Genomic DNA, 12,068 nt, shown 5'->3' with positions numbered 1-12,068 from the left:
GCTGTTCAAGAATGGCAGGTAAGATACGATGGTCTCATCCGATCCAATCAAAATAGCCCCATCTATCCTGGCGGCTGATTTTTCCAGGCTCGGGGAAGAGATCCGAGCGGTGGAAGCGGCGGGTGCCGACTGGATTCATATCGATGTCATGGACGGGCGCTTTGTTCCGAATCTGACCATTGGGCCACTCATTGTTGACGCGGTACGAAAGGTGACGACGCTGCCGCTCGACGTTCATCTGATGATTGTTGAGCCGGATAATCTTATTCCTGAATTCATCAAGGCCGGGGCCGACTCGGTCACGGTTCACGTGGAGGCCTGTCCTCACCTTCATCGGACGATCCAGATGGTCAAGCAGCATGGAGCACGCGCAGGTGTGTCATTAAATCCGGCCACACCGATTTCGTCTGTTGAAGAGATTCTCGGAGAAATCGATCTTCTTCTGATCATGTCGGTCAATCCGGGTTTCGGCGGACAAGCCTTCATCCCGAGGGTTCTGAACAAAATTAGAGAGGCACGAACGGAGATTGATGCGCGGCATCTAAAAATAGACCTGGAAGTGGACGGCGGCGTGAAGGTGGAGAATACGCAGATGCTGGCAAAGGCGGGCGTCGATGTATTTGTCGCCGGATCGGCCATCTTTCAGAGCCCGAATTATGGGCAGACGATCAGGGACATCAGAGAAGAAGGAAGCACAAAATAGAAGCCATGAATGATGATGAAATTACAAAACTGGCGGAAAGCCTTCATCCTCTTGAAAAGAAAGTCCTGGTCCAATTTTCCGGCCACGACAAGCTGACTGAAGAGGTGATTCTCGAGCGAGACACTTCTCTTCAGCCCTCCCAGCTTTCCATGGCGCTTGGATGGCTTCTGACGAAGGAGATCGTGAAGGTGGTTGATGAATCGGTAGAGGCCCTTGTGTCCCTAACCCCGACTGGGTCCGCCTACGCAAAAGAAAAGACTCCCCTCCTCAGGATGGTGGAAGAGATCAAAAATAAGGGACAGGTCCCGATTCGTGAACTGCAGCAACGCACTGACATGGAGCCGGAGGAGAAGAGCTCCGCCATCGGAGCACTCAAGGCAAGCGGGGCCGTGGTGATTGTTTCTGGAGGGAAGCTGGAATTGGCGGATCGCTCGAAGCTGGCCGAATTCGAGTCCCTTCAGCGTGTGATCGAACAACTCGGCAAGATGGAGAATTCCGTTCCAGTGGCGACCCTTCCGCCCGAAGATCAGGCGGCCATTGAAGCCCACCATCGGAAACGAGGTAAGGCCAAAGGGATCTTCCGTGTCGACGAGCGGGTTCATCGGACCTATGCACCGACGGAACGTTTCGGGGCCATCTATCAGAAAATGCTGGCCGTCGGGTCGGTGGAAGAGATCGGGGGTTTGACTCCGGAAATGCTCAAAGAAGGAAGCTGGCAAGAGAAGCAATTTCGAAAATATAACATACAGCTCCTCCCCCCACGGATCACCGGCGGTCGGAAGCATCCTTACAAGCGTTTCCTCGACCAGGTGAAGCTGAAATTTGTTTCGATGGGGTTTAGTGAGATGCGGGGACCTCTGGTGGAGAGTGAGTTCTGGGATATGGATGCCCTTTACATGCCTCAATTTCATCCCGCCCGGGAGATCCATGATGTCTACTTCGTCAAAGGGAACCTCCATGACCAGACAATCCCGAAAGAGACCATCGACCGTGTTGCCGCAACACATCAGAATGGTGGCAAGAGCGGGTCACGCGGTTGGCGCTACCCTTTTGACGCAGAGCGGACCCGTCGATTGATCCTTCGCAGTCAGGGAACTTCGGTGTCAGCGCGGACGCTCGGCGAGAAACCAAATATTCCTGGAAAGTATTTCTCGATTGCCCGCTGTTTTCGGTATGATCAGGTCGACGCAACCCATGCCCCGGATTTCTTTCAGGTCGAGGGGATTGTTCTGGGTCCTGAGATTCATTTTCGGACGCTGTTGGGGCTCCTGACCCTCTTTGCCAAAGAGGTGGCCCGTGCGGAGGAGATTAAATTCCTTCCGGCCTACTTTCCCTTCACGGAACCCTCGGTCGAGATGCACGTTCGGCATCCCAAACTTGGCTGGATGGAGTTGGGGGGTGCCGGCCTCTTCCGGCCGGAAGTGACCGAACCGCTTGGGGTGGATGTGCCGGTCATTGCCTGGGGGCTTGGCCTGGATCGCATGGCAATGGTGGCCCTGGAGATCTTAGATATCCGGGATCTTTTTTCTTCCGATCTTGGGATGATCCGTGAGAAACAGACTGTCCTGGAAAAATCAGGGGAGGCCGAAAATCCCGACAATTGAAGTCACCATCAGCGACCTTGAATCCCTCTTGCATGAGAAAATTGACCAGGCCCGCCTGGAGTTGTTATTGGAGCAGGTCAAGGGGGAGGTCAAGGAGTTTTTTCCGGAGCAGGACATCGCCAAGGTGGAGTTGAATGACACCAACCGGCCCGACCTCTGGTCTCCGGAGGGAATTGCCCGGCAGATCTGTCTTAAAAAGTCAAAAACGGGACCGGACTATCCCTTTTTCGATCCAAAAACAAAGGCGGATCGAGAAGTATTTGTCTCAAAAGAGATGAGTGGCGTCCGTCCCTATCTGGCCGCCTGTATCGCCCGCGGCATGGTCATCACCGAACCGATCCTGGAGCAGCTGATCCAGGTCCAGGAAAAACTCGCTGAGTCCTTTGGCCGAAAGCGGAAGACCGTTTCGATCGGCCTCTATCGCCTCCCAAAAATCACCTTCCCGGTTCGCTATGACCTGGTCGATCCTGAGAGCACTTCCTTTGTCCCCCTCGGGTTTAACGAGTCCATGTCCCTTGCGGAAATTATTAAAAACCATCCGAAAGGGGTGGCCCATGCCGACACCCTCTTCGGGGCAGCAAAGTACCCGATCCTCATTGACGCGAAAGAAGAGATCCTTTCCTTCCCTCCCATCATCAACAGCCGTGAGGTCGGCGAAGTAAAGGTCGGCGACACAGAACTCTTTGTCGAGGTGACGGGAACAGATCTACGAATGGTGATGCTGGCCCTGAATATCTTTGCCTGCAACCTCGCGGATCGCGGCGCGGCCATTGAACCGGTTTCTATCCAATACTCGGATAAAACGGATTACGGGAAGGCCATACGGATGCCTTATGATTTTTCAAGCAGTATCGATCTGAGCCTCGACACCTTTGAGCAGGTCCTGGGAGAAAAAGTGAAGATGGAGGATGCCGTCTCAGGGCTTCAAGCCTACGGTTACACAGTTCAGACAAAGGGGAAAAACCTAAACGTCACCGCGCCCCCCTACCGGGACGATACGATGCACCCGATTGATGTCATTGAGGATTTTGCCATCTGCCGGGGCTATGGCTCTTTCGAACCGGAGATGCCGTCTACCTTTACCGTGGGCTCTCTCTCCCGAATCGAAACCCTTTCTGATTTTCTGAGGGAAGCCATGGTGGGTTTCGGGTTCCAGGAGATTATTTCAAATATCCTGGGCTCACGGCAGGACTTCATTGAGAGGATGAGACTCTCCGCATTGGATGAGGAGAGGTCGGAAACAAAGATCGTCGAGATTGAAAATCCGATGAACGAACGCTTTTCTCTCCTTCGACCTTCCCTTCTCCCTTCTCTGTTGCGTGTTGAAGGAGCAAGCTCGAAGGCCTTCTACCCGCATCGGATCTTTGAGGTTGGAGAGATTGCCCGATTGACGTCACCCGGCCCAGGAAGGGAAAACCCCAAAGAAGCGACGACAACATCCATCCATCTGGCAGCATTGATTGCCCATCCCAACGCGACCTTCTCCGAACTCCATGCCGTCCTGGAGGCCCTGTTCCTAAGTTTCTCCGGGCGATGCCGTCTGGAGTCGATCTGCCATCCGAGTTTTATCGAAGGCCGGTCCGGGACTATTTCTGCCGAAAAAGGAAAGATCGGCCTGATCGGAGAACTTGATCCGGATGTCCTGACCCGCTGGCAGATCGGCATGCCCTGCGTCTCCTTCGAAATCGAGATCGAAAAGATTTAAACAGGGACGGCTCCTCCTCCGGAACAAGATCTGTCCCACATCCTCTATGATGAGAAGATTGGTCTCCCAAACCGTTCCCGGTTGTATCGTTGGAAGAGGCTGGCCCTAATTCCGCGATTGCGGAATTAGAAACCCCCGATTCGCCTGGAAATACTGCGTTATCGGCCAACAGACTCCTCACCGCACGGTGAGTACGCTTCGGTCGTCCTTATGGACTCTGGCCTTGTCTTCACAGCCGTCTTGGGGCTGGGGATTGACTTCGGAAAATCGTGTGATATGTTAAAGGGTACTCTGGAGTGGGTTCCCCAGGGGAGCCATTACTTGAATCAGGGAAAAAATGCGGATATTAATCATCGAAGATGACGAACGGATCGCAGGGTATATGCAAAGAGGGTTGGAAGCCGAGGAGCACGAGGTCGAGGTTGCTCACGATGGCCAAACGGGAGTGGACATGGCTGAGTCGCGGCCCTTTGATGTCATTCTTCTTGACGTCTTCCTCCCTTTAAAAAATGGCCTGGATGTTTGTAGACAGCTGAGAGAAAATGAAGTAACCACACCTATTTTCATCATGACGGCAAGAGATACTCAAGATCTGCTCAAGGATGTTTACCGGGCGGGAGCGGATGGCTACTTCCCGAAACCTTTTTCTTTTGAAACGCTTGTAAGTAAGATCAACGATACTAATCCTCTAGCAAACGGTTCGGCATAAGGCGTATGACTTTAACGCTTGTCATAGGCATTATTCTCGGGGCGATTGTCGGTGTCATCGCAGAGCAGAAAAACCGCTCTTTTTTTCCCTGGGCCCTCTATGGATTCTTTTTTTTCTTTGTCGCGATCATCCATGTCGCGGCCATCGGAGACAAAAAGTATGAAGATCAGGGCCCGGAAGAGAGGGGATACATAAAGTGTCCCGCTTGCGCAGAGATGATCAGACGCGAAGCATCGTTGTGCAAGCATTGTAAAACAACCCTACAAGAGAAGTCGCCTCAGACAGAGGCCGATGCAAAGACGCCTGGGATCGTGAGATCCTGCCGATGGTGTCATCAGGAATATTCAGGAGAGCATACGAATAAATGCCCCTACTGCGGCGGCCTGCAAATACATTTTTTAAGAGAAAACCGGATTCTGATGGTACTCATTTTTTGTTTGTTGGCAGCTATCTTGGTTTATTCAGCTCAGGAAGTCACAAATGGACCTCAAAGGACTGACGTACTAGAAAACCTGCCTTTAAGTGAAGATTGAACGCGCGTTCGCGCACCCACCCCCCAAAAAAATTCAGGAATACTTCGAGAGGACCTTTTCGGCGGCGTGGGATAATACCGAGTCATGGTCGTGATTCAGGGCATAGACGCGGCACTGAATCAGCCATGCCGGAATAGAATCGACATGCTCCGACAGTGCTTCCTTTGAGACAACTCCGGTGGAGGGCTCAAAGACATAGACCTGCCTCTCTCCCATCCTGAGCGTATCGGCCGGTCGGGGGTCCTGACTGGCCAGATCAACACGGAAGGGGAGGTCCTTCAATTCCGGTGGGAGGCACTTTCGCATTCGCTCCTCAAAATCCACCGGGGTTATCGTACATCTTCCGTTCTTCGTTCTTTCTGTGGAAAGGGTCGTATCGTAGGCCATCTTCCACTTAACATCCCTGAGAAGAATCTTGTTCCACTCAGAGAAAAGTTTTCTTCTCATGGGTGAGTCGTCATTCCTCCACGACTTCACTTCCAGCAGGAGGGACCAGTCGGTGAGATCAACATAGGCGCTGAGTTTGTCCAGCGGATTGAAAGGGAAAATTTCTTTAATCGTCTCACGGAATACATCACGCAAGTGCATATCGAGTGAGCGGGTTGTTCGGTGATAATAGACATTGAAATAGAGGTAAGAACGGGTATTTAAAAACATCGTCAAGGCAGGAAGCCCCGATTTGTGAAGCGTCAGGCCCTTTTCTGTGAAGAAAGTATAGTGCATGAGGCGATTCAGGTCGACTGGCCCGATGGCCACCCCGCACATATAGGCATCTCGAAGCACATAATCGAGATTATCGGCGGTAAAGATCCCGGACAGGAGCGGTTTCAACATCACCAGCCAGCGGGGATAGTCTTCCGGCGTTTTGTAGGTGTCATCCTTATGAATTAAGAAGGCAACATGCTCCGGGTTGAGTTCTTCTCCGGGTTCAAACAAACCACTGGGGCTGCGCCTGATTCGTCTTAGTATCGAGGCCAATTCCTGTCTGATGATCGCCTGCCCGAGTTTTTCATGCGTCAGGCCGTATTCATCCAGAAAGTTATGGTCGAAGAAATGGCAGAATGGGCCATGACCGATATCGTGAACCATGACAGAAACGCGCAGGAGCTCTTCTATAAAATTAAAAGAAGGACAGCTAGAGGTCACTTCCTTAAGTGAGGGGTAAAGATGTTTCCCAAAACGTCCTGCAACATGCATCGCCCCAAGGGAGTGAACAAAACGGGAATGCTCAGCAGAGGGATAGACCCATCGCGCCGACTGTAACTGATAGATATACCGAAGCCGCTGCATCCAGGGGGAATCGATTAGATCCTTCTCGGTTGCTTCATCCCGGTTCCCGATCGGCACAGTAAAAGGGATATAATTGTGGATCGGGTCGGCGAGAAGCGCCAACCCTTCGTAAAGCATTTCGCGGCTATTCAGGGAGGGGAAACGGCTTGATTTATCCATAAAACATGTGTCCTCTCACTGCTGCTCTATTCATTCAGCTCGGCTGATCATAACTGATTTCCACAAACCTCGCAAGAAAAAGGGAACCCCCAGGGTCAGACCCTTCGTAAATTTGGGTTGACAGGAAGGGAGTCCCTATGGTAAATATATATCCGACCCTAATGGTCTCCGATCAAAAGTGTCGTACTTTATGAAGGCCTACTTACTAGACGAAAGATGACATGCTCAAGCTGACCAAGAAGATTGACTACGCCCTCATGGCAATTAACTTTATGTCCTTTAAAGGCGAGTCTGTTGCAAATACGAGGAATATCGCAGAGATATACAATATTCCTCTTGAAATTCTGGCAAAGGTCTTACAGCGGCTTGCAAAAAAAGGGTTTATTATCAGCCAGAACGGCCCAAAGGGAGGCTACACACTGGCAAAAGATCCGAGTTTGATCTCTTTAGGCGATTTGATCCGGGCCATTGAAGGGCCGATTCAAATTGTTCACTGCGTGGAAGGGGACACGTCCTGCTCACAAACAGCACGATGTACCATTCGGAGTCCGCTTCGGAAGATCGAGCATAAGATTGTTGACTATCTGGACAATGTTTCCATCGATCAGATCTGTAGCGAAGAGGTTCCGGTAGAACTGACGGTTTAGATGGTTTAATAAAGGGGGTAGGATGGAGTTTCCTATTTTCATGGACAATCACTCAACAACGCCGGTAGATCCGCGCGTGATGGAGGTGATGATCCCGTACTTTACGAAGGCCTTTGGTAATTCGGCCAGCCGGAACCACTCATTTGGCTGGGAAGCTGAAAAAGCGGTTGATCGAGCAAGGGGACAAATTGCCCAACTGCTCCACTGCCGATCGAAAGAAATTATCTTTACAAGCGGAGCGACCGAATCCAATAATCTGGCCATCAAAGGTGCAGCCGAGATGTACCGTGAGAAAGGGAATCATATTATTACGGTCGTCACAGAGCATAAGGCGGTTCTGGACAGCGTGAAACATCTTGAAAGAGACGGCTTCCGGGTAACTTACCTCACAGTCGCGAAGGATGGACTGGTCAGTCTTGAGAGCATCAAAGAGGCCATCACGGATAAGACTATCCTGATCTCCATTATGATGGCCAATAATGAAATCGGCGTCATTCAGCCCATCACAGAAATCGGAGCAATCGCGAAAGAGAGAGGGGTCCTCTTTCACTGCGACGCGACCCAGGGTGTGGGGAAAATCCCGGTGGATGTCCAGGCGATGGGGATCGACTTGTTGTCCCTTTCCGCACATAAGATCTATGGACCCAAAGGCATCGGGGCGCTCTATGTCAGAAAAAGAAACCCGCGTGTCCGTATTGCTCCGCTGATTGACGGCGGCGGACATGAGCGGGGAATGCGTTCAGGGACGCTCAACGTTCCGGGAATTGTTGGTTTGGGAGAGGCGTGTGAAATCTGTGAAAAAGAGATGTCTGAAGAATCTGCCCGGATGACACGAATGCGAGAAAGCCTCCAAAGCCAGATATTGGACAAACTGGACGAGGTCTACCTGAATGGTCATGCGGAAAAACGGCTTCCCCAGAACCTCAATATGAGCTTTGCTTATGTTGAGGGAGAATCCCTTTTGATGGGCCTGAAAGAAATTGCCCTCTCATCCGGCTCAGCCTGCACAACTGCGTCACTGGAACCGTCTTATGTGCTTCGGGCCCTGGGGGTCGGAAGCGACCTGGCACATTCTTCTCTACGCTTTGGTCTGGGACGGTTTAACACCGATGAAGAGGTCGATTATGTTGCCAAACGGGTGATTGAAACCGTGATCCGGCTCCGGGAAATGTCGCCCCTTTATGAAATGGCACAAGAAGGGATCGACCTGAACAGCGTCCAGTGGTCGGAACATTAACTCTCCCCGGGAGCATCTCAGGGTTTAATTGTTAATCTTAGGAGGTTACATATAATGTCTTACAGCAGCAAGGTCATTGATCATTATAATAATCCCAGAAATATGGGAAGCCTGGACAAATCGGACAGCACAGTCGGAACCGGCATTGTCGGAGCGCCTGAGTGCGGAGATGTCATGAAACTTCAACTGAAGGTTACGGACGGGGTGATTGAAGATGCCAAGTTCAAGACCTTTGGCTGTGGGAGTGCGATTGCGAGTTCGAGTCTGGCGACGGAATGGATCAAAGGAAAGACAATCGATGAAGCCTTTGCAATAAAAAATGTAGAGATTGTCAATGAATTGAGTCTGCCTCCGGTAAAAATACACTGCTCCGTCCTGGCGGAAGACGCAATCAAGGCAGCTATCACGGATTACAGGAAGAAAAATGGAAAAGACTGAAGAGATAACCGCGTCAGACGCCATAAATGATGAAGTGGTTGTTCTCCTCACGCCCGAAGCCGTTCGTGAAGTGAAGGGCATAATCCAGCGAAAAAACCTGGGAAATGCCGGGTTGCGTGTCAGCGTCGATGGAGGCGGGTGTTCCGGTCTCTCCTATTCAATCAAGTTCGACTCGGAGATCAACGCCCATGATATCTCCTATGAGGTGGATGGCTTACAGGTCATTGTCGATAAGAAAAGCGCCATTTATCTCGCCGGAACAACCCTTGACTTCAGCAACGCCCTGGTCGGGGGAGGATTTAAGTTCAGCAACCCCAACGCGAAACAAAGTTGCGGCTGCGGCGAGTCCTTTTCAACCTGATCCCTTGTAAATAAGTATTCTTATTCAAAAATCAGGCCCCCAGGAGCCTGCCGGAAGAGAGGATCATCGCAGTGGACTCTTTGTTTCTCCGGCAAACTCCGGATTTGGGGCCATTTTATTACTGGAAGCGCCAATGACATCTGAAGTGAAAACCGATTCGGAAAAAACCTTAAAAACACGCACATGCTGGAGCTGCAATTTTGAGGTAGCGGACCTCTTCTTCTGTTCCTCCTGTGACGCGCTCCAGGCCTATGTGGAAAATATTGATTATTTTAGTTGTCTCGGACTCGGCGTCCGCTTACAGATTGATCCGGATCAACTCGAAGGAACCTTCCATGATTTAAGCCGGAAGTTTCACCCGGATTTCTACCAAAGACGCTCTCAGGAAGAGCAGCAGATCAGCCTTGAAAATACCGCCATTCTGAACCGGGCCTACAGGACCCTGAAAGATCCCTTGGAGAGAGTCGTCTACCTCATCGGTCTTGTTGAGGGAGGGGAGGATATCAATACGGAAGCCCCCGCGGATCTGTTTGAAGAGATCTTTACGCTTCAAGAGGCCCTGGAAGAAGCAAAGACCCTTCCTCCGGGGGAGTCGGCTGAAAAGAACGCCCTTTTTTCAACTCTGAAAGCATCGAGTGAGAGCTTGCAGACGCGGCAAATGGAGGCACGAAAGCAGCTTGGCGTCCTTTCCGGGAAATGGGATATGCTAGAGGGCTCCGAAAAAGCCAAAGCCTTCACTGCGAAACAAATGGCCAGCTTGCAGGAGATGAAAAAGATCCTTTCTCACCGGGCCTACCTGGAGCGGATGGTTAAAAATATTCGTACAGCAATCGAGGGGAAATAAATGTCAAAGGTCGTTGGAATCGATCTCGGCACAACGAACAGTCTCGTAGCTTACATGGAGGGGGGGCAACCGCAGATCATTCCAGGATTGTCCGGGGCATCGGCGGTCCCATCTATCGTTGCCCTTCATCCCGAAGGCTCTGTGGAACGCATTGTCGTCGGACAAGCCGCTAAAAAATCCCTAATAGAGGGTCCCAGGCGCACGATCTTTTCCGTCAAGCGCCTTATGGGAAAAGGGATTGAAGAGGTTCAATCCGATCTCAAGTATCTTCCCTTTCCCTTGACTGGTCAGCCCGGAGAGGTTATCCGTATCCAGGTTGATGAACATCTGTATACCCCTCCCGAAGTCTCGGCTCTCATACTGACCGAGTTGAAACAACGGGCCGAGGCACACCTGAAAGCCCCCGTCACACAAGCCGTTATCACCGTACCAGCTTACTTCAACGACAGCCAACGTCAAGCAACCAAAGATGCCGGGAAAATCGCTGGGCTGGAGGTCCTTCGGATTGTCAATGAACCGACCGCTGCCTCACTGGCCTATGGGCTGCAAAAGAAGAAAAAAGGATGGATTGTTGTCTATGACCTCGGAGGAGGAACATTTGATGTCTCCATCCTCAAGATAAAGAATGGTATTTTTGAGGTCCTGTCCACCAATGGAGATACCCATCTCGGTGGCGACGACATCGATCAATGTCTCATCCGGCTCATCGTCGACGAGATAAAGCAACAATACGGGGTTGACCTCATGACTTCTCCGAAGGCCTTTCAGGAAGTCCGGCTCCTCTCGGAACATGTGAAATGCCAGCTCTCGTCTGAAGAAAATGCAACGATCTCTTTGACCCTGCCAGACCAAAACATCCGCTACCAAAGGGAAATCAGCCGGCATACATTTGAAGGATTGATTCAGAACCTGGTTGACCGAACGATTGTTTCCTGCCGTCAGGCCCTGGAAGACGCACATCTTCAAGCAGAAGAGATTGACGAGGTCATCCTGGTCGGAGGCTCTACTCGGATTCCCCTCATCAAGAACATGGTCGCGGATCTTTTTAAACAAAGACCTCAGAGTGAACTCAACCCTGATGAAGTGGTCGCCCTTGGCGCGGCCATCCAGGCCGATATTCTGGCGGGAAGCATCACGGACATGCTTCTTCTCGATGTGACCCCGCTTTCTCTCGGTATGGAAACGATGGGCGGCGTCATCAATCGCTTCATCCCGAGAAATACCACCATCCCTACCAGCGCGAAGGAGTCCTTTACCACCTTTACAGACGGGCAGAAATCGGTTGCTATCCATGTGGTCCAGGGGGAGAGAGAGCTAGTCAAAGATTGCCGGAGCCTCGCCCAGTTCAACCTGACGGGGATCGACCCCCTCCCTGCCGGGATGCCACGGATCGAAGTGACCTTCCTGATCGATGCGAATGGTATTCTCAAGGTCTCCGCGAAAGATTTAAGGACCGGCAAAGCGCAATCGATAGAGGTTAAACCCACTTACGGCCTCACCGACGAAGACACCGAGGCCATGATCCTGGCCTCGGTTGAACATGCCAAAAAAGATATGGAAGCGCGGATGCTGATCGAGACCCGCAACGATGCCGACACCGTTCTCCGCCACGCGGAAAAGGGCTTGACCCAGGGAAAGGAACTAATCGATCAGTCAGAAAGAAACAAAATAGAAGAAAGCATGGCTGATCTGAAAGAAGCCATGAAAGGCCTGGACCATCGTCTCATCCGGGAAAAACTCGGGGGCCTGGATGGAGCCACGCAAAAACTTGCAGAACTTTTGATGGACCAATCGGTCCAGGTGGCCCTCAAAAACAAAGAGATTGCTGGTTCATAAAG

General features: G+C 51.5%; 12 protein-coding genes. 11 read left to right on the top strand and 1 reads right to left on the bottom strand.

Translation table 11 applies throughout. The features are described 5' to 3' along the window. Window positions 1-28: 28 nt before the first annotated feature. The 5 genes from EYQ01_09855 (at window position 29) to EYQ01_09835 (ending at window position 5,254) form a co-directional block, all read left to right on the top strand. A complete protein-coding gene (locus EYQ01_09855) occupies window positions 29-703 on the top strand; it encodes a ribulose-phosphate 3-epimerase (GenBank protein HIE66087.1) in 675 nt (224 codons plus the stop codon). Between the two features lie 5 nt (window positions 704-708). Further along, complete coding sequence (locus EYQ01_09850) at window positions 709-2,307, top strand: phenylalanine--tRNA ligase subunit alpha (protein ID HIE66086.1); 1,599 nt, start codon at window positions 709-711, stop codon at window positions 2,305-2,307. Beyond that, window positions 2,252-4,012 carry a phenylalanine--tRNA ligase subunit beta gene (pheT, locus tag EYQ01_09845; protein ID HIE66085.1) on the top strand — a complete coding sequence of 587 codons (1,761 nt, stop codon included), beginning with the start codon at window positions 2,252-2,254 and terminating at the stop codon, window positions 4,010-4,012. Before EYQ01_09850 ends, pheT begins: the two co-directional genes overlap by 56 nt. A 337-nt stretch (window positions 4,013-4,349) precedes the next feature. Further along, window positions 4,350-4,721, top strand: a complete 372-nt coding sequence (locus EYQ01_09840) for a response regulator (GenBank protein HIE66084.1) — start codon at window positions 4,350-4,352, stop codon at window positions 4,719-4,721. 5 nt (window positions 4,722-4,726) lie between these two features. Continuing rightward, a complete protein-coding gene (locus EYQ01_09835; protein HIE66083.1) occupies window positions 4,727-5,254 on the top strand; it encodes a hypothetical protein in 528 nt (175 codons plus the stop codon). Window positions 5,255-5,287: 33 nt separating this feature from the next. Here the strand turns inward: EYQ01_09835 and EYQ01_09830 are convergent, their stop codons facing one another. Beyond that, the gene (locus EYQ01_09830) at window positions 5,288-6,703 is read right to left on the bottom strand and encodes an HD domain-containing protein (protein ID HIE66082.1); all 1,416 of its coding nucleotides are present in this window, start codon (window positions 6,701-6,703) and stop codon (window positions 5,288-5,290) included. 221 nt (window positions 6,704-6,924) lie between these two features. On the opposite strand from EYQ01_09830, the gene EYQ01_09825 reads away from it, so the two are divergent. From EYQ01_09825 to hscA, 6 genes are all read left to right on the top strand, one after another. Then, window positions 6,925-7,350, top strand: a complete 426-nt coding sequence (locus tag EYQ01_09825) for an Rrf2 family transcriptional regulator (protein ID HIE66081.1) — start codon at window positions 6,925-6,927, stop codon at window positions 7,348-7,350. 22 nt (window positions 7,351-7,372) lie between these two features. Continuing rightward, complete coding sequence (locus EYQ01_09820; GenBank protein HIE66080.1) at window positions 7,373-8,587, top strand: IscS subfamily cysteine desulfurase; 1,215 nt, start codon at window positions 7,373-7,375, stop codon at window positions 8,585-8,587. Between the two features lie 54 nt (window positions 8,588-8,641). Continuing rightward, entirely contained in the window at window positions 8,642-9,025 is a 384-nt protein-coding gene (gene iscU, locus EYQ01_09815; protein ID HIE66079.1) for a Fe-S cluster assembly scaffold IscU, read from the top strand. Continuing rightward, on the top strand, window positions 9,012-9,386 hold the full coding sequence (locus tag EYQ01_09810) for an iron-sulfur cluster assembly accessory protein (GenBank protein ID HIE66078.1): 375 nt from the start codon (window positions 9,012-9,014) through the stop codon (window positions 9,384-9,386). Before iscU ends, EYQ01_09810 begins: the two co-directional genes overlap by 14 nt. Before the next feature lie 133 nt (window positions 9,387-9,519). After that, a complete protein-coding gene (hscB, locus tag EYQ01_09805; protein HIE66077.1) occupies window positions 9,520-10,230 on the top strand; it encodes a Fe-S protein assembly co-chaperone HscB in 711 nt (236 codons plus the stop codon). Continuing rightward, window positions 10,231-12,066, top strand: coding sequence for a Fe-S protein assembly chaperone HscA (gene hscA / locus EYQ01_09800; protein HIE66076.1), 1,836 nt, complete (start codon window positions 10,231-10,233; stop codon window positions 12,064-12,066). Window positions 12,067-12,068 lie beyond the last annotated feature (2 nt).

This window comes from Candidatus Manganitrophaceae bacterium, assembly GCA_012960925.1.
Taxonomy (GTDB): domain Bacteria; phylum Nitrospirota; class Nitrospiria; order SBBL01; family JAADHI01; genus DUAG01.
The sequence above is the reverse complement of the archived record's forward strand: the minus strand, read 5'-3'. Positions and strand labels throughout refer to the sequence as shown.

What these genes read in the sequence shown, in the direction of transcription:
- EYQ01_09820 (HIE66080.1), top strand. Translation starts at nt 7,373, where the DNA reads ATGGAGTTTCCTATTTTCATGGACAATCACTCAACAACGCCGGTAGAT.
- hscA (HIE66076.1), top strand. Translation starts at nt 10,231, where the DNA reads ATGTCAAAGGTCGTTGGAATCGATCTCGGCACAACGAACAGTCTCGTA.
- EYQ01_09850 (HIE66086.1), top strand. Translation starts at nt 709, where the DNA reads ATGAATGATGATGAAATTACAAAACTGGCGGAAAGCCTTCATCCTCTT.
- EYQ01_09825 (HIE66081.1), top strand. Translation starts at nt 6,925, where the DNA reads ATGCTCAAGCTGACCAAGAAGATTGACTACGCCCTCATGGCAATTAAC.
- iscU (HIE66079.1), top strand. Translation starts at nt 8,642, where the DNA reads ATGTCTTACAGCAGCAAGGTCATTGATCATTATAATAATCCCAGAAAT.
- EYQ01_09855 (HIE66087.1), top strand. Translation starts at nt 29, where the DNA reads ATGGTCTCATCCGATCCAATCAAAATAGCCCCATCTATCCTGGCGGCT.
- EYQ01_09810 (HIE66078.1), top strand. Translation starts at nt 9,012, where the DNA reads ATGGAAAAGACTGAAGAGATAACCGCGTCAGACGCCATAAATGATGAA.
- EYQ01_09830 (HIE66082.1), bottom strand. Translation starts at nt 6,703, where the DNA reads ATGGATAAATCAAGCCGTTTCCCCTCCCTGAATAGCCGCGAAATGCTT.
- EYQ01_09835 (HIE66083.1), top strand. Translation starts at nt 4,727, where the DNA reads ATGACTTTAACGCTTGTCATAGGCATTATTCTCGGGGCGATTGTCGGT.
- EYQ01_09840 (HIE66084.1), top strand. Translation starts at nt 4,350, where the DNA reads ATGCGGATATTAATCATCGAAGATGACGAACGGATCGCAGGGTATATG.
- hscB (HIE66077.1), top strand. Translation starts at nt 9,520, where the DNA reads ATGACATCTGAAGTGAAAACCGATTCGGAAAAAACCTTAAAAACACGC.